The sequence below is a fragment of the Deinococcus radiotolerans genome (genome assembly GCF_014647435.1).
Taxonomy (GTDB): domain Bacteria; phylum Deinococcota; class Deinococci; order Deinococcales; family Deinococcaceae; genus Deinococcus; species Deinococcus radiotolerans.
The window spans coordinates 36,053-57,311 of the sequence record NZ_BMPE01000016.1; the positions used below are offsets into that span (position 1 = coordinate 36,053).

Consider the following 21,259-nt stretch of genomic DNA (forward strand, 5'->3'; position numbering starts at 1 on the left):
AAGTCCTCCCGGTTCAAAAATTGACCGAGTCTAATATCTTGCTCAGGCTTCGCCTCATCCAGACCCCGGAGCAGCCGCGTTCAGTTCCCCACAGACACGCATCTGCCGGAAAAAGCAACGCCGGGACTCCAGTTCAGGAGTCCCGGCGCATCTGGCGGAACGGGAGGGATTCGAACCCTCGATAAGCTTGCACCTATACACGCTTTCCAGGCGTGCTCCTTCAACCACTCGGACACCGTTCCAGCGCACAGCAGAGTAGCGGCTTCGCGGGGGAAGTGCAAGCCGAGCCTCCACACCCCCCAAAGTAAACCCGGTGTAAGGCCACTGACCTATCATGCAAACGTGACCCTTTCTGCCGTGCTGACGGTTTTGTGTTCCTACCTGTTCGGGGCCATCCCCGCCGCCGCGTGGCTGGCCCGTACCCGCGGCGTGGACATCCGCACGGTCGGCAGCGGCAACAGCGGTGCCACCAATATCCAGCGGTCCCTGGGCAACGGCCCCGCCCTGGTCGTCGCCGCCTTCGACATCCTGAAAGGCGCCCTGGCCGTCCTGGCCGCCTACCAGCTGGACCTGGGCCTGGCCGTCATGGCCGCGTGCGGCGTGGCCGCCGTGCTGGGCCACAACTTCAGTCCGTTCCTGCGCTTCCGGGGCGGCAAGGGCGTCGCCACCACCTTCGGCGCGGTCGCCGCGCTGCTGCCCGTGGCAGGCGTGGCCTTCGCCCTGCTGTTCATCGCGACCGTGTGGCTGACCCGCTTCGTGTCGGCCGGCAGCATCCTGGCGTCCATCGCGGCGGCCTTCACGGCGTTCCTGGTCGGCCCCGAGTGGCTGGGCGCGGTCGTGACGGCCCTGGCGGCGCTGTTGACCTGGCAGCACCGGGACAACGTGGGCCGCCTGACCGCCGGGAATGAACGCCGCTTCGGCCAGAAAGCCTGACCCGAACCCCGACGCAGAGGGCAGACGCCGCAGCGTGCGGCGTCTGCCCTCTGCATTTGCGTGACCCGTACGCTATGCTGTCCGCGTCCCACAACCCATCCCCTCCTTCAGCCCGCGCGGGCGGGCACCCCCGAGGAACGCATGACGGCCAGGATTCGCGTGTACGGCAAGGAAGCCACCTTCACCCAGGGCCACTGGGCCTGCGACGACGAGAGCCTCCAGGCGATGCTCCAAGCGCTGGCCGACCCCCGCGCCGTCACCGAGGAACAGGAACGCACGCACGCCCTGTACGCCGCCGGACGCCTGGGCGGCCTGATCGCCACCGACTACGGCTGGGAAGCCGCGCCGCACCCCGAAGCGGAGATCAAGATGGAAGACTTCGCCCCCGCCCGGCAGCCGGAACGCGCCGGATGGCTGGGCTTTCTGCGCCGCCGCAAGTAACGCACCTGCGGCAATCCCGGCGTGCCCGCGCCCGTACCGTGAGGCCATGACCCGCTTGCTGCTTCTGACGGCCCTCCTGACCGTGCCAACCGCTCAGGCCCAGGCCGCTCCCACGCGCATCAGCCCGGCAGGCACGGCCCCGATCACGCTGGCGCATGTGGCGGTGACCGGCGCGGTCATCCAGAAGACCGGACACGACGGGTTCATGCTGAGCAGCCTGACCGATCCGGACTTCGTTTTCGCGTTCGTCACGAGCGCCGCGCCGAATCAGCCCATCCGCGACCTGAAGATCGTGGTGCCCCAGCAGGCCTTCAACGAGCCGCACCTGAGCCTGATGCAGGACCTGCTGGGCCGCGCCGGGCGCACCTGCCTGAACCTCAGCGGCGCGCAGGTCCGCGACCTGACGGGTTGGCTCGCCACGCAGGACCTTCAGCTCCGCACGTTCGGCACGCTGAGCGTCCGGCGAGACGGGGCGCTCAACATGAACTCGTTCACCTCCATGACGAGCATCACCCTGACCGTTCCCACCGCCGGACCCTGCGTCCATCAGGGCGTGGGCGGCGCCCCCGGGCGCGTCTGATTCCACGTCCGCCCGTTCCCCACGGTCCCTTCACGCTAGGCAGGTCACCTTGACCCCCATGCGGGCAGCCCCTACGCTGGGGCGCATGACCGTCATGACCACCATTACCCCGTGAGGGCGGTGTCGATTGACAGCCGCCCCGCGAGACACGCCGGGCGGTTTTTTCATTCAAGGAGACGAGCATGCGCGTAGCGATTGTCGGAGCGACCGGAGCGGTGGGCCACGAACTTCTCAAGGTGCTGGAAAGCAGCAGTCTCCAGTTCGACGAACTGCTCCTCTATGCCAGCCCGCGCAGCGCGGGCACGCAGCTGACCTTCAAGGGTCAGCCCCTGACCGTGCAGGTCACGCCCGAGGGCGCCATCGACGCGGACGTGATCCTCGCGTCGGCGGGCGGCAGCATCAGCAAAGCCCTGGCGCCCAAATGGGTGGAGGGCGGCGCGGTCGTGATCGACAACAGCAGCGCCTTCCGCTACGACGCCGACGTGCCGCTGGTCGTGCCCGAGGTGAACGGGGACACCGCGCTGGCCCACAAGGGCATCATCGCGAACCCGAACTGCACGACCGCGATTGCCGTGGTCGCCGTGGCGCCCATTCACCGCGCGTACGGCGTGAAACGCATGATCGTCAGCACGTACCAGGCGACCAGCGGCGCGGGTGCCAAGGGCATGGAGGAACTGCTCGAGCAGACTCGCGCGGAACTGAACGGTGAGCAGGCGCAGGCCAGTGTGTTCGCGCACCCCATCCCGTTCAACGTCATCCCGCACATCGATTCCTTCCAGGACAACGGGTACACCAAGGAGGAAATGAAGGTCGCGTGGGAGACCCGCAAGATCATCGGGGACGACAGCCTGAAGATCAGCTGCACCGCCGTGCGCATCCCCACCCTGCGCACCCACAGCGAGGCGATTACCCTGGAACTCGAACGCCACGCCACGCCCGACGCCGTGCGTGACCTGCTATCCGGGGCCGCCGGGGTCGAGGTGCGCGACAACCCTGAGGGCAAGATTTACCCGATGCCCCTGACCGCCAGCGGCAAGTACGACGTCGAGGTGGGCCGCATCCGCGAGTCCCTGGTGTTCGACGGCGGCATCGACCTGTTCGTCGCGGGCGACCAGCTCCTGAAAGGCGCAGCGCTGAACGCCGTGCAGATCGCCGAGTACCTCCAGCAGAAAGGCGCGCTGAAGGCCAAACAGCGGGCGTAACCGGATCATGGGAGGTGGGGTGTGAGCTGTGGGCCTGCACCCCGCCCTTTTTCGTGCGCCCTCCCCACATCCCACGACCGACAACCCACCACTGGCAGGTCTGCTTGACCACCCCCGGCCTCGCGTCTAGTCTGGGCGGCATGAGCGTGCAGATCTCCCCCACCATCCGGATCGGTGCGGGCCTGCCCGTGCTCCCGCCACCCTCCGGGGTGTGACGCTGCCACTTCTGGTTGTTGCCGCCCGGCCCTGAGCTGGGCGCGCCGTCACATCGCATCAGTCCGACCTCGCCTGCTGTCGCGCGGCGCGGGTCGTGATTCACCCCTAGGGGGGGCACCACATGAAATTGAGTGAGAGTCTGTTCCGCACGTGGCGTGAAACACCGGAGGGCGCCGAGACGCGCGGGATTCAGCACCTGCTGCGCGCCGGGTACGTGCGCCGGGTGGGGAGTGGCCTATACGCGCACCTGCCGCTGATGACCCGCGTGATGCAGAGGCTGGAGGCCCTGATCCGTGAGGAGTTGGAGGGCGTGTCGCAGGAGGTGAGCTTCCCGGTACTCCAGCCGCGGGCGCTGTGGGAGGCGTCCGGGCGCTGGGAGGCGCTCGCGGTGGCGGAGGGGATCATGTTCACGGTGACGGACCGCTCGGGGCGGGCGCACGCGCTGGGCCCGACGCATGAGGAGGTCGCGCTGGACGTGGTGGGCGGGCTGGTGCGCAGTTACCGGGATCTGCCGGTCAGCGTGTACCAGTTCGGGCGGAAGTTCCGGGATGAGTTGCGCCCACGTTTTGGGCTGCTGCGGACGCGGGAGTTCGTGATGAAGGACGCGTACTCCTTCCACGCGGACGGCGCGAGCCTGGAGGAACACTTCGAGGCGATGAGCGGCGTGTACGGGCGGGTGCTGTCGCGGCTGGGCGTGGCGTGGCGGGCGGTGCAGGCGGACAGCGGGAACATCGGCGGGGCCGAAAGCCGCGAGTTCATGGTCCTGAGTGACGTGGGTGAGGACGAGGTGCTGTTCACCCCGGACGGGCAGTACGCGGCGAACGCCGAGCGGGCGGCGTCGCGGGCCTCGGTGGCGCCCCCGAGTCCGTTCACGGGCCTCGCGCGGCAGCGCACGCCGGGCACGGCGACGGTCGCCGGGGCGTGCGCGGCACTGGGCTGCGACGCGGCGCACATGCTGAAGAACGTCCTGTACGACGCCGTGTTCCTGCGGGCGGGGCGGCGGGTGCTGCGGCCGGTGCTGGTCAGTCTGCGCGGGGATCACAGCGTGAACCCGGTGAAGCTGTGGAACGCCGTGCAGGCCCGCGTGGACGGGGAACTGGTGGGGTTGGAGGTCGCGCAGCCGGACGCCTGGGCGGCGGGGGCGCTGCCGCTGGGGTACCTCGCGCCGGACCTGCCGGACAGCGCGATTGCGGCGCGGGAGGACGTGGTGGGATCGTTCCTGCGGCTGTGCGACCCGGCGGGCGCGGCGCTGCGGGACTTCACGACCGGCGCAAACGAGACTGACTGGCACGTCACGGGCGCCAACTGGGGTACGCAGTACGCCCTACCGGAAGAGGTGGACGTGCGGCAAGCCCGCGCGGGCGAGGCCGCGCTGCACGACGACACGCAGATCCTCGGGTCGGCGCGGGGGATCGAGGTGGGGCACGTGTTCCAGCTGGGCACCCGGTACTCGGCGGCGATGAACGCGACGTTCACCGCAGCGGACGGCAGCGAACGGCCGTTCCAGATGGGCTGCTACGGGATTGGCGTGTCGCGGCTGGCGCAGGCCGTCGCCGAGCAGTTGTCCGACGAGCGGGGGCTGGTCTGGCCGGACGCCATCACGCCGTTTCACGCGCACCTGATCGTGGTGGACGTCCGGAATGAGGGGCAGCAGGTGGCGGCCCGGAGCGTGTACGCTGCGATTCGTGCCGTGGGGTTGACCGCCCTGCTCGACGACCGGGACGAACGCGCCGGAGCGAAGTTCGCGGACGCGGACCTGCTGGGCGTCCCGTACCGCGTGACGCTGGGCCGCACCCTCGAACGCGGCGAGGTGGAGGTGAAGGATCGCCGCAGCGGCGAGACGGTCACCCTCCCGCTGGCTGAGGTGGCGGGCTGGCTGCGCGCCCGCTTCCGTTAACGGGCTGGTCCGGCAGTCGGTCCGCAGCGTCCAGCTTTGCGGAGGGGCCGATCTCACGCGCCTCCACTCTGCTTCCCTCTGCGGTCCGGTGGCGGTCTCTCGCTCCGCTCGGTTCAGGAAGACTGAGCGTCAGTCTCCCGGAACACCGCTGGGAGGACGTCCCGCAGGTCGCGGAGCGTGGCGTCCGGCACCTCGCCGCGCAGGGGGTGGGTGGTGGGCAACCACGCGGCGCGCAGTCCGACCGCCTGCGGTCCGGCGATGTCGTTGCGGGGCGAGTCGCCCACGAACCACGCCTGATCCGCGCGGACACCCAGGCGGTCCAGCGCCAGCCGGTAGATGGCCGGGTCGGGTTTGCTCAGGCCCACGGCCTTGCTGATCATAAGGTCGTCGATCAGGCCGGTCAGGCCGCACACGTCCACGCAGGTGCGCTGGAGGTTCTCCCAGCCGTTCGTGACGACCCCCACCCGCACCCCACGCGCACGCAGTTCGCGCAGGACGGCGTGCGCGTGGGCCATCGGCACGGCGTGCTGGACGTGGCCCGCGTAAGTGCCCAGCAGGGTGCGCGGGTCATGCGGCAGCGCGAACTCTTGCACGAGCTGCAGGATGACCTCCGCCTTCGGGCGGTAGCCGTGATCCTCCAACGCCAGGAAGCGCTCGGCGTACCCGTCCGGGAGCCCGAACTGCCGGACGTGCCCGGCCAGCCACGCGCGCAGCGTGACGGCCCGGTCGTGTAAGGTGCCGTCCAGATCGAACAGCACCGCCCGCAGCCTCACCCGCGCACCTTACTCGTCGTGCGGTTCAGGATCACGGGCCACCTCTTCCCCGTCCTCGGGGCTCTTGTGGAACGCCGCGCCCAGGGCATGCACCGCCGCGTGGATGAGGCGCGTGTTGATCACCTGCGCCGCGTGCATGCCTGCCGCCGCCGCCTGCACCACGTACTGCGGCGCGCCCGTCATGTCCCCAATGGCGAACACGCCCGGGAGGCTGGTTTCCTGATTGCCGTCCACGGTCACGCGGCCCTTCCCGTCCAGCGTGCAGCCCAGCGCGGCGGGCAGGTGGCTGCCGCCCTGCTGCTCGGGCGCGAGGAACACCGCGTCCACTTGAAGGGGCGGGGCACCCACGAACGACACGCACACCGGGGCGTCCTCCAGAGGGCCGCCACTCACGCGGCGCACCGGCTGCGTGCGGACGGTGACCCCTACCCGTTCCAGGTCGAGCGCCTGCTCGGGCGTCAGGCAAGGCTCGCCGTCGCACAGCAGGGTCACGCGGTCCGACCAGGCCCGCACCGTCAGAGCGAGGTGATGCGCCGACTGCCCCGACCCGTACACCGCCAGGGCGCGGCCCTCGTGCTCCCAGCCGTCGCAGTACGGGCAGTGAAATACGCCCTGCCCCCAGCGTTCCCGCAGGCCCGGTACCGGCGGCAGGATGTCCCGCACGCCCGTCGCGAACACCAGCACGCGCGTGCGCTGCCACGCGTCCCCCACGCGCACGTCGAAACACTCGCCCACGCGGCGGACCTCACGCGCGTGATCCTCACGGACCGTCACGTCGTACGGTTCCAGATCCGCCAGGGCCGCCGCCTTCAGTTCCTGGGGGCTGATCCCGTCGCGGGTCAGGAGGCCGTGCCCCGCCGACACGCTCGCGTTACGGGGCGGCCCGCCGTCCAGCAGCAGCACCCGCCGCCGCGAGCGACCCAGCGTCAGCGCCGCACTCAGACCCGCCGGGCCCGCGCCCACGATCAGCACGTCCCACAGGCCCGGCACGACCTCCCCGGCATGCGGCGCCGGGACATCCACGGCGCTCACTGCGGGCCGGGGCGGACGCTCAGGTCCGGCAGCAGCGCGTCCCGGGGCGCGTTCAGCGCGAACGCGATCAGGGCCGCCACCGACTCCGGCTGCACGAACGCCTCCGGGGTGTACGGCGCGCCCTCCTGCGACCGCACCTTCTCCTGCATGGGCGTCGCTGTGCGGCCCGGGTACACGCTCGTGACCCGCACCCCATGCGCGGCCTCCTCCTCACGCAGCGCGTCCGCCAGGGCCTTCAGGGCGAACTTGCTTGCCGCGTAACTGCCCCAGCCCGCGTTCGCGCGCAGGCCCGCACCGCTGTTCACGAACACCACCGTGCCCCGCTCTGCGCGCACGCGCGGCAGCAGCAGGCGCGTCAGTTCCGCCGGGGCGACCACGTTCACCGCCAGCGTGTGCGACCACACCGCGTGATCCTGCTCCACCACCGCGCCCAGCTCCACCACCCCGGCGTTGTGCACCACGTTCGACACGCGCCCCAGCCCCACCAGCGCCGCCTCGAAGGACTCGGGTCGGGTCAGGTCCAGCACCAGCGGCGTGCCCCCCACCTCCGCGCACAGGGCCTCCAGCGCCCCCACGTTCCGGCCCGACAGGATCAGGTCATGCCCCGGCGCCAGCTCCCGCGCCAGCGCCGCCCCAATCCCACCCGCCGCACCCGTCACCACCGTCACCGGACGAACACTCATGGCCCGACGGTAGCAGGGCCGCAGGACGTGAGGTGGGGGTCGCAGGAAACGGTGAAGAGGCGCCGCCTCTATCCCAGCTGCGGGTACACCGTGGCGCGCTTGACGCGGCCGTACGCGAAGCTGGTGTCGATGGAGGCGATGCCGGGCACGGCGTGCAGTTCGCGCCGCACGAACGCCTCGTACGCCTTCAGGTCAGGGACGAGGACGCGCAGGAGGTAGTCGGCTTCGCCGGTCATGACGTAACAGTCGAGCACGGCGTCCATGCGGGCAATGGCGTCCTCGAACGCGCGGATGCTGGCGGTCGTGTGCAGCTGGAGCCGCACCCGCACGAACGCCGTGACGGTCAGCCCGTACGCCTCCTCGTCCACCAGGGCGGTGTAGCCCTGGATGACGCCGGAGTCCTCCAGCTGCCGCACGCGCCGCAGGCACGGCGACGGAGAAAGGTGCACCTGATCCGCGAGATCCTGGTTGCTGATCCGCCCGTTCGCCTGCAAAGCAGCGAGGATGCGGCGATCACGGTCGTCCATGGGCGGATTGTGGCAGATTCTGCCCCTGATCCAGCCCAGCACGGCAGGTTTTGGCAGCTTCTGACCATTCCAGGGCGGCACCCGCCTGCGGCCTGAGGATGCAGGGGTGAGTCAACCGAACCCCACGTTCCTGCGGGCCGCCGGGCGCGCCCGGCCCGCCCCGGCCCTGCTCGGCTGGACCGCCCTGGCCGTCACGGTGCTCATCTGGGCGGCGTTCGCGCTGACCATCCGCGCCATCGGGCACTCGCCCCTGACGCCGGGTGATGTGGCCCTGATCCGCTTCCTGATTCCCGCCGCGCTGCTGCTGCCGCTGCTGCCCTCGCGCCTGCCCGCGCTACGGCGCGTTCCCCCCCACGCGGCGCTGATGATCACGGCCGGGGCGGGCCTGCCGTTCTTCCTGATCGCCGCCGCCGGGGGCGCCAGCACCTCCGCCGCGCACGTCAGCGCCCTGGTCGCGGGCACCACCCCACTGTCCGTCGTACTGGTCGGCGCCCTGCTGTTCCGCGACCGCGTGACCACCGCGCAGTGGCCCGGACTGGGCCTGATCCTCCTCGGCGTTGTCCTGCTGGTCGCCGGGCTGGGCACGGTCGGCGCCTCTCCCCTCACCGGGATCGCGCTGCTGCTGAGCGCCAGCCTGCTGTGGGGCGGGTACACCCTCGGCATGCGCCGCGCCGGACTCGATCCCCTCGCGGTCGCCATGCTCGTCACGTACCCCTCGCTGCTGCTGCTGACACCGCTGCTGCTGACCGGTACGCTGCCCAGCCACCTCATGCAGGTGCCCTGGCAGGGCCTGCTGCCCTTCATCGCCGTGCAGGGCATCGGGGTCGGCGTCGTCGCGTCCCTGACCTACCCCTACGCGCTGAAACACCTGGGCACGCTGCGCTGCGCCACCGTCGGCGCCCTCGCCCCTGTCCTCGCCACCCTGCTCGCCCTGCCCCTGCTCGGCGAGCGGCCCAGCGTCGCGTCCGCTATCGGCGTCGCCATCGTTACCACCGGTGTTCTGGTCTTCAACCTCATGCCTAGCCGTAAAGGAGCTGCCCATGTTCAGTGACCTGCGCCCCCTCCCCCTCGACCCCCTCTGGGCTCTGCAGAACGCCCACCGCGACGACCCCCGCCCCCACAAACTCAACCTCGGCATCGGCATCTACCGCGACGCGCACGGCCACACGCCCGTCTTGAACGCCGTCCAGCACGCCGAACGAGCCCTCGCCGACGCGGCCCCCAGCAAGGTCTACCGGCCCCTGAGCGGCAACGCCGACCTCAACGCCGCCATGACCCGCCTGCTCCTCGGCAACCACACCCCCACGCTGGAGCGCGCCGTCACCGTGCAGACCGTCGGCGGCACCGGCGCCCTGCGCACCCTCGCCGACCTGATCGCCAGCGCGAACCCCGAAGCGACCATCTGGACGTCCAACCCCGGCTACGCCAACCACCACCCCCTCATGCGCGCCGCCGGACTCCTCACCGCCGAATACCCCTGGCAGGACGACGGCACCGGCCAAACCGACCTCCAGCCGATCCTGGGCGCCCTCGGGCACGCGCAGCCCGGCGACATCCTCCTCGTGCAGGGCTGCTGCCACAACCCCACCGGCATCGACCTCAGCCAGGAAAGCTGGCACGCCCTCGCCAGGTACTGCCACGAGCACGGCCTCATCCCCCTGATCGACATGGCCTACCAAGGCCTCGGTCAAGGCCTCACCGAGGACGCCCAGGGCCTGCGCATCATGACCCGGCACCTCGGCACCGTCCTCATCGCCGCCAGCTGCTCCAAAAACATGGGCCTCTACTGCGAACGCACCGGGACCGCCACCGTCCTCACCCCCCACCCCGCCGAGCTGCCCGACGTCCTCAGTGTCCTTGAAGGCATCGCCCGCCGCACCTACTCCATGCCCCCCGAACACGGCGCCGCCATCGCCACCAACCTCCTCAACAACCCCGCACCCTGGCACCACGAACTCACCGCCATGCGCGACCGCATCCGCACCGTCCGCGCCGCGCTCGGCGCCGCCCTGCGCGCCGCAAACGCACCCCAGGACCTCCTCAGCATCGAGCAGCACCAGGGCATGTTCAGCCTCCTGCCCCTCACGCCAGACCAGATGGACACCCTCCAACGCGACCACGCCATCTACGGTACGCGCGAAGGCCGCATCAACATCGCCGGGATTCCCGACGACGCGATCACGCGACTTGCACAGGCGCTGGTCGCGGTGTACGGGCGAGAGGTTGTCGCGCAGTAACAGGTAGAAGGTCTGCGCCTGCGGCGGGCTGCCCCACCCCCCAGCCCCCTCCCCCAGAGGGGCAGGGGGGGCTTACGTTGCACTGGGCAGGTATTTCGCTGAGGTGGTCAGCGGGCATGCGGCGGGGACGGCCACAGATGGGGCTGCATGCCTCCGATTACGCCGCGTTCGCCCCGCGCGCCCCGCGCGCTGCGCGCACGACGGGCTCGGCTGCTCCGACGCTGGGTTGGCCCCACAACCTGGTGCGTGCGGGAAGGTTCTACTTTTTCTTGCTTTCGCACCAGCCGTCTTTTCAAAGTCGATCAGCGGCGCTAAACGTTCCGCGCATCACCTGACCGCAGACGGCCACCGGCCGTCGTGCGCGCAGCGCGCGGGCCTGCGAGGGGAGCGGAGGATGGCGTCGAAGCCGGACACGTCACCGCCCAACACACCTACGCCCCGCCAGTAAAAACTCTTGCCCAGTGCCAACGTCAGCTCCCCCTGCCCCTCTGGGGTAGGGGGTTGGGGGGTGGGGCAGCCCGCCGCCAGGCGCCCCCTTACCGAGCCTTGAAGCCGTCCGCCGCGAGCCGCACACCTACCGCCCCGCCAGCCCGGCGTAGTACGCGATCACTCCGTCCGCGATGGCTTGCGCGATGCGCCGTTGCCCGGCTGGGCTGTTGAGGATGCGGAGGTTGCCGGGGTCGGTGAGGTAGGCAGTTTCGATGAGGAGGCTGGGTTGGGTGGTGGGGCGGGTGAGGGCGAGGTCCGCGTCGGGTTTGAGGCCAGTGCCGGGGCCGAGGTCGGGGAGTTGGGTGCGGATGGCGGTGAGGATGGCCTGCGCGGGTCCTTTGGCTTGTTGGTGGGTGTAGTAGATCTCGGGGCCGCGGGTGCCGCGGGGGTCGCGGCCGTCGGGGAGGGCGTTGGCGTGGATACTGATGAGGAGGTCGCTGCCGCTCTGCTCGGCGATGAGGCCGCGGTCGTAGAGGCCGAGGGTGGTGTCGGTGTTGCGGGTGAGGGTGATGGTGGCGCCCTGGGCTTCGAGGAGCTGGGCGGTGAGGAGGGTGATGGGGAGGGTGAGGTTTTTTTCGGGGGTGCCGAGGCTGCCGGCGCCGCCGTTCTGGGTGCCGCCGTGGCCGGCGTCGAGGGTGATGGTTCGGCCCTGGAGGGGTCTTGTGGGGTTGAGTGTGGGGGGGTGGCGGGTGGTGAGGGTGAGGCCGTCACGGTCGTGGTCGGCGGTGAAGCCCCAGAGGGGGTGGGTGAGGGTGAGGTCGAGCTGGGTGACGCCGGGGGTGGGGGTACTCAGGTCAAGGCGGGTGAGGCGGGGGTCGTTCTGCTCGGGTGGGGTGAGGGGTTGGGTGGGGGTGGCGTAGAGGGTGAGGCGCAGGGTGCGCTCGCCGGTCTGGGTGAGTGTGAAGGGGGGCTGGGCGGCCCCGAGGGGCAGGTGGAGGGTCAGCTGGTCGGGGTTGCCGTCCACGGTGATGGGCCCGCCGTCGGGGGCGGGTGGGGGCGTGAAGCCTGATGGCGTGGTCTGATTGGCGGTGATGAGGGCGCTGGTGCCGGGGGCGAGGCGGACGCGCAGGTCGTTGCCGACGCGGCCGACGGCGCGGTACGTGGTGCCGTCGCGGGGGTAGAGCAGGGGCGCGCCCTGGGTGGTGGTGAGGCGGGTGCTGCTGGCGTTCAGGCCGGGGCCGGGAACGGTGCCGGGTGGGGTGGTGATGGTGCGGGCGGTGCCGGGGGTGCTGGTGACGCGGCCCTGGGCGGTGGCGGTGGTGGTGCGGCCGTCGCGTCCGGTGAGGGTGACGGTGATGGGGGCGCTGCTGAGGCGGGCGGTGGGGGGCACGTCGAGGGCGCCGGTGTACGTGCCGGCGGGGCCTTCGCGTAGGGGTTGGGCGGGCAGTGCGGTGATGCGGGCGCTGGCGCGTGCGCCGGGGCTGCCCTGGAATCGGACGGGAATCTGCCGTTCCTGGGGGGTGTCGCCAGCCGCGTCCCACAGTTCGGTGGGCTGGGTGGGGGCGAGGCTGTCGCGGTTGATGGTGGTGGGCGTGGCGGGCAGGGCGCGGGGGACGGTGCGGGTGACGCGCAGGATGCGGGTGGCGCTGCGGGCGGGCTGGCCGGGGCGGGCGGGGGTGCGGGCGATCAGGCGCAGGTCGTTCACGCCGGGCTTGAGCGGAAACCAGCTGATGTACAGCCCATCGGGGCCGGTAGGGACGGGGGTGCCACTGACGGTGAGGGTCGCGCCGGGCGTAACCATGCCTTCCAGGATCACGTGGTCGAAGGCCACGCGGTAGTCGGCGGGCGGGTAGGCGACCAGGATGTTCGGGGTGCCGGGGGCGCTGGGGGTGGCGGCGGGGGCGGCGCCGAGGGTCAGCAGAGCGGCGCTGAGGAGCGAGACCGGCAGCGCGGTGGGCAGGGCGGGGCGGCGCATGTCTGGGGATAGCACGCGCGCCGTGGGGGCGGGTGTGGAGGGTGCGCGGCGCGTGGTGGGCGTGCGGGCTTAAGCTGTGGGGACATGACAGGCCGGTTACTCCAGGCGTACGAGGACGGGTGCGAGACCTTTGAGGGCTTGCGGGACGCGGCGGTGGCGCACGTCACGCGGCTGATCGCCGGGGCGGGCCTGAACATTCATCACGTGACGGGCCGCGTGAAGAAACGCGCGAGTCTGGAGGACAAGCTGCGCCGCAAGCCGGGCCGGTACGGGTCGCTGGCGGACGTGACGGATCTGGTGGCGGTGCGCGTGATCACGTACTTCGAGTCGGACGTGAGTGTGGTGTCGCGCCTGCTGGAGGAGCATCACGCGATTGACTGGGAGAACTCGATTGACAAGAGCAAGATGCACGACCCGGACCGGTTCGGGTACATGGGCGTGCATTACGTGGTGCAGGTCACGCCGGACTCGCCGGACCTGTCGGGGTTTGCGGGCCTGAAGTTCGAGGTGCAGATCCGCTCGATCCTCCAGCACGCGTGGGCGGAGATCGAGCATGACCTGGGGTACAAGAACCGCGAGGCGATTCCGCGGGAGGTGCAGCGCCGTTTCTACCGGCTGGCGGGGCTGCTGGAAATGGCGGACGAGGAATTCATGACGCTGCACCGCCTGTCGCAGCAGTACACGGCGACGCTGCCCACGCGGGTGCAGGAGGCGCCGGACGCGGTGTTCATTGACGCGCCCAGCATGAAGCACCTGCTGGACGTGCCGCCCGTGCGGGACCTGGATCAGCAGGTGGCGGGGGCGCTGAACGTGCTGCTCCTGACGGACTGGCCGGACCCGGAGCGGCCGCAGCGGCTGGCGAGCCTGCTGCATTACGTGGGCGTGCACTCGGTGGGGGCGTTGCAGAAGGAGTTGCGGCGGCATGAGGCGGAGGTGGTGCGCTTCGCGTCGCTGCTGCTGCCGCGCCTGCGTGAGGCGTGGACGCCGGCGGGCGGGGCGCGGCCGGGCACGAGCGTGGTGCATTACGCGCTGCTGCGCGCGTGCGCGAATCCGCTGCTGGACCCGCATGAGATTGTCAGCATGCTGGACATGCGCGGCGTCCTGAGTGGTGAGCAGCTGGTGGCGGCGGTGCGGGAGGCGTACACGCAGGCGACGTCCGGCACGGACCGGCAGGTGGGCTGACATTCGCCTGACGGGACCCGCGCACCCTGACCTTGACGGGATCACCAGCGTGGAGGCCGTCCTGGCCGACCCCAAGGGCGTATCCCGTCAGGGAGTGGCCATGAATGAAGCCCGCATGGACGGTCAGCCCAGCGTCAACCCGAACCTCCCGGCCCTGCCCCAGCTGTGGGATGACCTGCGCACGTACGCCCTGCCGGACGGACTGCTGACCCGCCTGGGCCGCGAGCAGCGCTGGACGCCCGCCTTCACGCAGCGCGCCGCGCAGGAGTACCGCCGCTTCCTGCTGCTGTCCACGCTGGGCGCGCCGGTCACGCCCTCGGCGGTGGTGGATGAGGTCTGGCACCTGCACCTGCTGTTCACCCGCGATTACTGGGCGTGCCTGACGCCTCTGCTGCCCGCGCCGCTGCACCACGAGCCGGGCAGTGGACAGCCGGGTGAGGGGGGCCGGTTCCGCGCGCAGTACGAGGCGACGCTGGACGCCTACGCGCGCACGTTCGGGGAGCGCCCGCCGGCGGACATCTGGCCAGACCCGCGGCGCACGCCGCGCCGCCACAGGCACGTGCAGGGCAGCGCGCGCCGTTCGGGCCTGTGGCTGGCGTTGGGGGCCGCGCTGATCGCGGGCCTGACGTTCGCCTGGAGTCATTACGCGCTGCTGGTGGCCTTCGTGGTGGGGCTGACGGTGCTGTTCGTCAGCTGGCTGTCCGGGTTGCCCAGCCGTCCGGCGCGGCGCGGTGAGGGCACCTCGGACGGGTGGTTCCCGCTGTACGTCTCCTCGGAGTCCACCTCGGGCACGTCCGGCAGTTGTGACCCTGCGGGCTCGTCCGGCAGTGACAGCAGCTGCTCGGACGGGGGCGGCAGCAGCTGCGGGTCGAGCTGCGGCGGCGGGTGCAGCAGCTGAGCGTGTCCGCTGGGGCGCGGGGGCCTCGGCCAGTCGGCGGATGCCGCGCGGGGCCGCTCCCGGGTACGGTGGCGTATGCGAGTCGAGATTCCCGGTCTGCACACAGGGCCCACGGACACGGACCTGGCTCGGCTGTCCCGCCACGAGCTGGTCGTGCAGCACGGGGCCGCGGAGGATGAGTTGAGCGCAGCGCGGCTGGGCCTGACGGCCGAGCAGTTCCGGGCGTTTCAGGCGTCCCTCGCGGCCCTGCGGCGTTAGAGGTCACGGGCGCGCAGCTGGCTGAACACGTCTTTCAGGAGTCGGGCGGCCTCGTGGGCGCGGAGACCGGGCGTGACCTGCGGCGCGTGCCCCCAGTGCGCGGCCAGCAGGTCGGTGACGCCGCCCAGCGCGCCCGCCTTGGGGTTCGCGGCGCCGTACGCGATGTGCCCAATGCGGGCTTCGAGGGCCGCGCCGAGGCACATGGGGCAGGGTTCCAGCGTGACGACCAGCGTGCAGTGGGTCAGGTACGGCGTGCCCAGGGTGCGGGCGGCGTCCCGGAGCGCCTGGAGTTCGGCGTGGCGGGTCATGTCGCCGTGCTCGCGGCTGGTGTTGCGGCCCCGCCCGATCACCTGACCGTCCGGGCCGAGGACGACCGCGCCCACCGGGACTTCCTGCGCAGCGGCGGCCTGCTGCGCCTGTGCAAGGGCCTCACCCATGGCGGCGTGCAGTGGGTCGGGCGGCTGGGCGGCATGCTCGCGCGCGCCAGCGGCCCAGATGCGCGGCTGGAGGCCGATCCACTGCACGCCCGCGTCACTGACGAGCAGCGGCACGTGGTCGCGGTCGGCGCGGGGCACGTGCCGGTCGGTGAACACGTCACTGAGTTTGCGGGTGCCGCCGGGCAGGTGAATGCGGTCACCGGATTGCCGGGTGCGCCGCGTCCAGCCTTCCGGCAGAGGAAAATCAGGCTCGGCGTACGTGTGGGGCGTCAGGTGCAGCTGCCCGCCAGTCACGGTGACGGGGTGCGCGCCGGGCAGGTCAACGTGGGTGGTGCGGCCTTCCCTCAGGGCGCCGGACAGCGTGTCGAGGTGCGTGGCATGCGCGTCCAGGCCCGCATTCTGCAGTTGGGCGCGCAGCCAGCGGCGCAGCACGGCACCCGGCACGGCGCGCAGCGGGGCGTGCGCCGTGACCCGCCGCGCCTGGGCGGTCAGGGCGTCGTCGTCCTGCGCCTGCCAGCGGGCCACGCGGGCCAGGGTGGCTTCCAGCGCGGGGTAGCGGGCGGTCAGGACGGGCATGACCTCGCGGCGCAGCCACGCGCGGGTGTAGGCGGGATCGTGGTTGGTGGGGTCCTCACGCCAGTCCTGGCCCTGCGCGTGCAGGAACGCTTCCAGGTCGGCGCGGGGCACGTCCAGCCAGGGCCGCCTCACCCGCCCGCGCTCGGCGGGCATGCCGTACAGGACGGCCTCGCCGCGCAGCAGGGCGGTCAGGACCGTCTCGGCCTGATCGCGGAGGGTGTGGGCGGTCAGGATGACGGGCGCGCCGTGCGCTTTCGCGGTGCGGGCCAGGAAGTCGTAGCGCAGGCGGCGGGCGGCGTCCTCGACGTTCCAGCCGCGCCGCGTGGCGACCGCGCCCACGTCCACGCGCGAGTGGGCGAAGGGCACGTTCAGCCGCGCGGCCAGGGCCGCCACCCACGCGGCGTCCGCGGCAGAATCGGGCCGCAGGGCGTGATCCAGGTGCGCCGCGACCGGCCGCGCCCCGGCCTGGATCAGCGCCAGCAGCAGCGCCACGCTGTCCGCGCCGCCGGAGACGCCCGTCACCACGACCTGACCCGCGTAGGGACGCAGGGGGCGCAGCAGGGACTCGGCGGGGTCGGGCACGGGCGCATTCTACGGGCCGCCCGTAGAATCGGGCGCATGAGTGTCACGCCCGGACAGGCCTCCCCTGACTTCACGCGCCGCAGTGATGACGGCCGCACCGTCAGCCTCGCGCAGCTGCGGGGCCGCTGGGTGGTCCTGTACTTCTACCCGCGCGCCAGCAGCGCCGGGTGCAGTATTGAAGCGCAGCGGTTCGAGGCGGCCCTGCCGGAATTTGAGCGGCTGGGCGCGCAGGTGATCGGCGTGAGCACCGACACGGAGGCGCGGCAGGCGGCCTTCCGGGACCGCTGCACCCTGAGTTACCCCCTGCTGTCTGATGGGGATCACAGCCTGAGCCGAGCGTATGGCGTGCTGGGCACGCTGGGCGGTCTGCTGAACATGGCGTCCCGCGTGACGTTCCTGATTGATCCGGACGGCGCGGTGGCGTGGGTGCACCGCAGCGGCAACCCGCTGACGCACGTGAGCAGCACCCTGGCCGAGCTAGAGCGGCGCGCGGCGTCTGCGGCCGGACGGACGGGTCCAGCCGTGCAGGACGCGGCGGACCGCGCGGGCCACTGACCGGGCGCCCGCTGCGACTGGACACCCGGCGGGGTCCGTCAGGTGCGGGTCACCCGGTTGGCTTACGCTGGTCTTATGAAGCGTGGCGTATCGGGTGTAACGGGGTTGATGCTGGCGGGGCTGCTGAGCGGGTGCGTGCCCTCGCCGCTCAGGGCGCAGCCGGGCGCGCAGCTGCGTCTGTCGGTCACGCCCGGATCGCAGGCGGTCGCGCCCGTCACGGGTGAGGACGCGCTGTACCGCGCGCCCGGCCCGGGCAGCCTGCGCCTGAGCACGGACCGCGTGGCGTTCGTGACGTCAGTGGTGCTCCCCGAGACGGGCGGGGCGCTGGTCCTGCCAACCGTGCAGACCCGCCCGGGCGAGGTGGTGTCGGCGCCCCTGCCCGCCACGCAGGGGTTCACGCAGGTGTTCACGGTCGCCAGCCTGCAGCCCATGCCGCTGGACGCGGCGGCGGGCGCCCGCAGCGTGTCGGACGTGTCACGCGCGGTGGAGTCCGCAGCGCGCGCCCTGCCCGCCGGGGCATACACGGTGGGCACAACCGTGTACCGCGTGGTGCGGTTCGGGACGCTGGACGTCACCTCGAATCTCCCGGACGCGCTGGTGCGCGTGAACGGCCGGGCGGTCGGGACCACGCCGCTGTCCGTTCCGGACCTGCCGGAGGGGCAGGTGTCGGTGGAGGTGTCGCGCAGCGGGTACAAGACCGTGACGCAGCGCGTGAACATCGACGGGAACGCCGTGAACCGCGTCAGCGCCACGCTGCGCCCGATCACGGGGACGCTGTCGGTCCGCAGTGACGTGCTGGCGGACCTGTTCATTGACCGCCGCTTGGTGGACACGGTGCGGCCGGGCGTGGGCCTGGACCTGCCGCTGCGGCCCGGCGTGGTGACGCTGAACGTGGTGCCACGCAACCAGCAGTACGCAGCGCAGAACCTGCTGGTGCGCGTCACGGCGGACCGGGTCAGCCCGGTGATCTGCGCGGTGACGGGCGGCACGTACACCTGTAAACTGCCGTAATCCCAGTCGAAGGCCGTGAAGCGGGAGGCGGTGCGGCCTCCCCTTTTTTCGTGTTCCTGACGCGGTGGCGGGCGCGGCGGGAGTGTGGTGATACGCTCGCGGAATGACCGACGCGCCGCTCCTCACGCCCGTGCTGGGCTCCCTGCACGCCCTTCAGGTGCCCATCCCGTACCCCATGAAGTACGTGACGGTGCTGCTGGACCGCCCGGCGGGTGGGCCGGTCACCATGATTGACTGCGCGCTCGACACGCCCGAGGCGCGCGCGGCGCTGGAGGCGGGGCTCTCGGCGCTGGGTCTGCACTGGCCGGACGTGGACCGGTTGATCATCACGCATCACCACCCGGATCACTACGGGCTGGCGGGCGTGGTTGAGGAACGCAGCGGCGCGCAGGTGCAGATGCTGGACGTCGAGATCGGGCGCGGCGAACGCTACTGGCACCTGTGGGAGGAGTGGCTGCCCGGCCACCTGAAACACATGCGCGATCACGGCCTGCCGCCCGAGTCCCTGGACAGCATGGGTGCCGATAACCGCCGGGGCCGCGAGCGGGTGCACCCGGCGTCGCGTGTGCAGCCACTGCGCGAGGGCCAGCACGTCGAGCTGTCCGGCCAACCGTGGGAGGTGCTGTGGCTGCCCGGTCACGCGGACGGGCACCTGGGCCTCTGGAATGAAGCCGAGGGGACCCTGATCGCCGGGGACGCGATCCTGCCGCGCATCAGCCCGAACGTGGGCCTGTACGCCTACACCCGCCCCGACCCGCTGGGTGACTACCTGCAGACCCTGGGGAAACTGGAGGCGCTGAATCCGGCGCGGGCGGTGGTGGGCCACCACGGGCCCGTCATGACCGGTGTGCAGGCCCGCGCGCGTGAACTGCGCGACCATCACCACGAGCGGCTGGATTTCATGAAGGCCGAAGCGGCCCGCGAGCCCCGCAGCGCGTACGAGCTGTCCCTGGCGATGTTCCCGCGTGACCTGAACATCTCGGGGCGGCGGTTCGCGCTGGCTGAAACGCTCGCGCACGTGGAGCACCTGCGCCTGCTGGGGCAGCTGTACCGCACGTGGAACGAGGCGCGTGAGGTGTGGCTGTACCACGCCTGAGCCCCGGGCCGGACCGTGGACGCCGTGACCGTCCGGGGCAGGCATGGGCTCTATACTCCGGCGCATGACAGCATCCCAGTCGGAACTGCAGCGGATCATGGCGGCGCTGCAACAGAGCGGCCTGACTGTCGAGGCGGTCGAGGACGGCGCGCTGATCCAGGACGGTGAGACGCGCGTGGCGATGTTCGCCGAGGCCGATCCGCAGGGCGGGGTGATCGTGCGCCTGCACCTGGATCTGGACCTGTACGTCGAGGAGGACAGCCTGCCGGACATCCTGATGGGCATGAACCTGATGAATCAGGGTCTGGACTACGGGATGTTGAACCTCGACCCGGTCGATCCGGATGAGGACGCGGATGAGGACGCGCCCCTGACGTTCGCGGTGCTGGGCCGCAGCGTGCTGTGGCTGGCGGACCTGGGCGTGGCGGAACTGGACCGCCTGCGCGAGCACCTGCGCCGCTTCGAGCAGGAAGTCACCGAGACGGTGGAGCGCACCCTGCACGGCAGCAAGGGCCTGAGCGCGTAACCCACTGCCCGTCAGGGCTCAGCGCTGCTCTTGAAGCAGTCGGCTGCCCGGTCCCCCTGGGCGGGCAGGGTGACGGACGCCAGGGGCCGCAGGGTGGGCAGGGCGTACCGGACGGTCGTCACGTTGCGGCGGACGACCTTACCGGTATCCGTGAACCAGACCTCGTACAGAGCGGCGCACAGGACGCCGCGCTCCAGCCAGATGCGGGTCAGTCGGGCGTCTCGCCGAGCCGCGGCCGCTTCTGGACTGCCCTGCGGCACCGCCAGTCGCAGGCCACCGTTCAGGTTCCACAGGCGCAGCGTGTTCACGCCCGCTCCGATCAGGTACTGGCCGTCCGGCGTCCAGAACAGGTCGCCCACCACGCCAGCCTTTAACGTCAGCGGCCCTTGCCCGGGGCGGGCCAGGACGACTCGACACACTGCCGGGCCCATGGTGGACTCCTCGGGGCAGAGTTTCACGGCGGTCGCGGCCCCGCGCGGGGAGCGGACGGTCGCCCCGGCCCGGTAGGGCACGCCGCCCGCCGGGAGGGGCATGGACACCTGACCGCGCGTTCCGAGGGGCACCAGCACGGCGGCCGCCAGCAGAGTCAGCATCCGTCCACCCTAACGCCGCGTCCGCATGCCCGTGTGTCGGTGTGCGCAGGCATAGTCTTCCCGCCCTGTCCGGACGTACCGTAAAGATCTGAACGAACTTCAGGGTTGGCGCGGTGGGTGGTCGACGGTACGTGAGCTCTGCCCGCGTGTGGGCAGTGGAATCCACGGGGTGATGGTCATGACCAGAGGCGTGCAGGGCCGGGCGGCGCGGGCGGGCACGATGCATTTCACGATGCTCAGCCGGGGCCGGGTGTACGGGCTGTTCCGGTCGCTGGAGGACGTGCAGGCGTGCACGTCGCAGCTGCTGGCGCTGGGGTTGGGGGATCAGTCGGTGCAGCTCTTGATGGGTGAGGACGGCGTGGCCTGCCTGGACGCGGATGGGCGGCGGCATGGGCTGTGGGCGCGGCTGCTGCGCCTGATGCAGGGCGCAACGGACGAGCGCGTGCATGTCGAGCGGTACGTGGAGGCGCTGGGCTGGGGCGAGACGCTCCTGAGCGTGGACGTGTCGGATCAGCCGGGCCGCCTGCCGGAAGTGGCGCAGGCGTTCCGCGAGGCGGGGGCGCACTTCGTGAACTACTACGGGGCGTGGGTGGTCGAACCGATCTGCGCGTAGATGGCGG

Annotated in this window: 22 protein-coding genes and 1 tRNA gene; 15 read left to right on the plus strand and 8 right to left on the minus strand. The window is 71.4% G+C overall.

The window, feature by feature from the left end:
* Positions 1-152 precede the first annotated feature (152 nt).
* Positions 153-242, minus strand: a tRNA-Ser gene (locus tag IEY63_RS17585).
* Between the two features lie 100 nt (positions 243-342).
* Between IEY63_RS17585 and plsY the strand changes: the two genes are divergently transcribed.
* From plsY to IEY63_RS17610, 5 genes are all read left to right on the plus strand, one after another.
* Positions 343-933 carry a glycerol-3-phosphate 1-O-acyltransferase PlsY gene (gene plsY, locus IEY63_RS17590; protein WP_189070298.1) on the plus strand — a complete coding sequence of 197 codons (591 nt, stop codon included), beginning with the start codon at positions 343-345 and terminating at the stop codon, positions 931-933.
* Positions 934-1,074: 141 nt separating this feature from the next.
* Entirely contained in the window at positions 1,075-1,374 is a 300-nt protein-coding gene (locus IEY63_RS17595; protein ID WP_189070299.1) for a hypothetical protein, read from the plus strand.
* A gap of 46 nt (positions 1,375-1,420) precedes the next feature.
* Positions 1,421-1,954, plus strand: coding sequence for a hypothetical protein (locus IEY63_RS17600; RefSeq protein ID WP_189070300.1), 534 nt, complete (start codon positions 1,421-1,423; stop codon positions 1,952-1,954).
* Positions 1,955-2,136: 182 nt separating this feature from the next.
* On the plus strand, positions 2,137-3,156 hold the full coding sequence (locus IEY63_RS17605; RefSeq protein ID WP_189070301.1) for an aspartate-semialdehyde dehydrogenase: 1,020 nt from the start codon (positions 2,137-2,139) through the stop codon (positions 3,154-3,156).
* Positions 3,157-3,493: 337 nt separating this feature from the next.
* On the plus strand, positions 3,494-5,269 hold the full coding sequence (locus tag IEY63_RS17610) for a proline--tRNA ligase (RefSeq protein ID WP_189070302.1): 1,776 nt from the start codon (positions 3,494-3,496) through the stop codon (positions 5,267-5,269).
* Positions 5,270-5,382: 113 nt separating this feature from the next.
* On the opposite strand, the gene IEY63_RS17615 is transcribed toward IEY63_RS17610, so the two are convergent.
* The 4 genes from IEY63_RS17615 to IEY63_RS17630 all read right to left on the minus strand — a co-directional run bounded on the left by IEY63_RS17615 (position 5,383) and on the right by IEY63_RS17630 (position 8,284).
* Positions 5,383-6,042 (minus strand): HAD family hydrolase, encoded by a 660-nt coding sequence (locus tag IEY63_RS17615; protein ID WP_229784791.1) that lies wholly within the window; start codon positions 6,040-6,042, stop codon positions 5,383-5,385.
* A 9-nt stretch (positions 6,043-6,051) separates the two neighbouring features.
* Positions 6,052-7,065 carry an NAD(P)/FAD-dependent oxidoreductase gene (locus IEY63_RS17620; protein ID WP_229784792.1) on the minus strand — a complete coding sequence of 338 codons (1,014 nt, stop codon included), beginning with the start codon at positions 7,063-7,065 and terminating at the stop codon, positions 6,052-6,054.
* 5 nt (positions 7,066-7,070) lie between these two features.
* Complete coding sequence (locus IEY63_RS17625) at positions 7,071-7,757, minus strand: SDR family oxidoreductase (RefSeq protein WP_189070303.1); 687 nt, start codon at positions 7,755-7,757, stop codon at positions 7,071-7,073.
* 68 nt (positions 7,758-7,825) lie between these two features.
* Positions 7,826-8,284, minus strand: coding sequence for an Lrp/AsnC family transcriptional regulator (locus IEY63_RS17630; protein ID WP_189070304.1), 459 nt, complete (start codon positions 8,282-8,284; stop codon positions 7,826-7,828).
* A gap of 106 nt (positions 8,285-8,390) precedes the next feature.
* Here IEY63_RS17630 and IEY63_RS17635 point away from each other — a divergent pair, with 106 nt between their 5' ends.
* Both IEY63_RS17635 and IEY63_RS17640 read left to right on the plus strand, forming a co-directional pair.
* A complete protein-coding gene (locus IEY63_RS17635; protein WP_229784793.1) occupies positions 8,391-9,335 on the plus strand; it encodes an EamA family transporter in 945 nt (314 codons plus the stop codon).
* Complete coding sequence (locus IEY63_RS17640) at positions 9,325-10,521, plus strand: amino acid aminotransferase (RefSeq protein ID WP_189070305.1); 1,197 nt, start codon at positions 9,325-9,327, stop codon at positions 10,519-10,521. Before IEY63_RS17635 ends, IEY63_RS17640 begins: the two co-directional genes overlap by 11 nt.
* Before the next feature lie 574 nt (positions 10,522-11,095).
* Here IEY63_RS17640 and IEY63_RS22520 read toward each other — a convergent pair.
* Positions 11,096-12,925 carry an N-acetylmuramoyl-L-alanine amidase family protein gene (locus IEY63_RS22520; RefSeq protein WP_268239675.1) on the minus strand — a complete coding sequence of 610 codons (1,830 nt, stop codon included), beginning with the start codon at positions 12,923-12,925 and terminating at the stop codon, positions 11,096-11,098.
* Positions 12,926-13,009: 84 nt separating this feature from the next.
* On the opposite strand from IEY63_RS22520, the gene IEY63_RS17650 reads away from it, so the two are divergent.
* From IEY63_RS17650 to IEY63_RS17660, 3 genes are all read left to right on the plus strand, one after another.
* Positions 13,010-14,107, plus strand: a complete 1,098-nt coding sequence (locus IEY63_RS17650) for a GTP pyrophosphokinase (RefSeq protein WP_189070306.1) — start codon at positions 13,010-13,012, stop codon at positions 14,105-14,107.
* Between the two features lie 100 nt (positions 14,108-14,207).
* Positions 14,208-15,005, plus strand: coding sequence for a glycine-rich domain-containing protein (locus IEY63_RS17655; RefSeq protein WP_189070307.1), 798 nt, complete (start codon positions 14,208-14,210; stop codon positions 15,003-15,005).
* Between the two features lie 75 nt (positions 15,006-15,080).
* Positions 15,081-15,263: a hypothetical protein gene (locus IEY63_RS17660; protein WP_189070308.1), complete on the plus strand. Its 183-nt coding sequence runs from the start codon at positions 15,081-15,083 to the stop codon at positions 15,261-15,263.
* Here the strand turns inward: IEY63_RS17660 and tilS are convergent.
* Complete coding sequence (gene tilS, locus IEY63_RS17665) at positions 15,260-16,858, minus strand: tRNA lysidine(34) synthetase TilS (RefSeq protein WP_229784794.1); 1,599 nt, start codon at positions 16,856-16,858, stop codon at positions 15,260-15,262. The genes IEY63_RS17660 and tilS overlap by 4 nt on opposite strands.
* Positions 16,859-16,894: 36 nt before the next feature.
* Here tilS and IEY63_RS17670 point away from each other — a divergent pair, with 36 nt between their 5' ends.
* The 4 genes from IEY63_RS17670 (at position 16,895) to IEY63_RS17685 (ending at position 20,046) form a co-directional block, all read left to right on the plus strand.
* Complete coding sequence (locus IEY63_RS17670) at positions 16,895-17,413, plus strand: peroxiredoxin (RefSeq protein ID WP_189070309.1); 519 nt, start codon at positions 16,895-16,897, stop codon at positions 17,411-17,413.
* A gap of 75 nt (positions 17,414-17,488) precedes the next feature.
* A complete protein-coding gene (locus IEY63_RS17675) occupies positions 17,489-18,424 on the plus strand; it encodes a PEGA domain-containing protein (protein ID WP_189070310.1) in 936 nt (311 codons plus the stop codon).
* A gap of 103 nt (positions 18,425-18,527) precedes the next feature.
* Positions 18,528-19,520, plus strand: coding sequence for an MBL fold metallo-hydrolase (locus IEY63_RS17680; protein WP_189070311.1), 993 nt, complete (start codon positions 18,528-18,530; stop codon positions 19,518-19,520).
* Positions 19,521-19,584: 64 nt separating this feature from the next.
* On the plus strand, positions 19,585-20,046 hold the full coding sequence (locus IEY63_RS17685) for a hypothetical protein (RefSeq protein WP_189070312.1): 462 nt from the start codon (positions 19,585-19,587) through the stop codon (positions 20,044-20,046).
* A gap of 11 nt (positions 20,047-20,057) precedes the next feature.
* On the opposite strand, the gene IEY63_RS17690 is transcribed toward IEY63_RS17685, so the two are convergent.
* A complete protein-coding gene (locus IEY63_RS17690) occupies positions 20,058-20,639 on the minus strand; it encodes a hypothetical protein (RefSeq protein WP_189070313.1) in 582 nt (193 codons plus the stop codon).
* A gap of 178 nt (positions 20,640-20,817) precedes the next feature.
* Between IEY63_RS17690 and IEY63_RS17695 the strand changes: the two genes are divergently transcribed.
* Positions 20,818-21,252, plus strand: a complete 435-nt coding sequence (locus IEY63_RS17695) for an ACT domain-containing protein (RefSeq protein WP_189070314.1) — start codon at positions 20,818-20,820, stop codon at positions 21,250-21,252.
* Positions 21,253-21,259 lie beyond the last annotated feature (7 nt).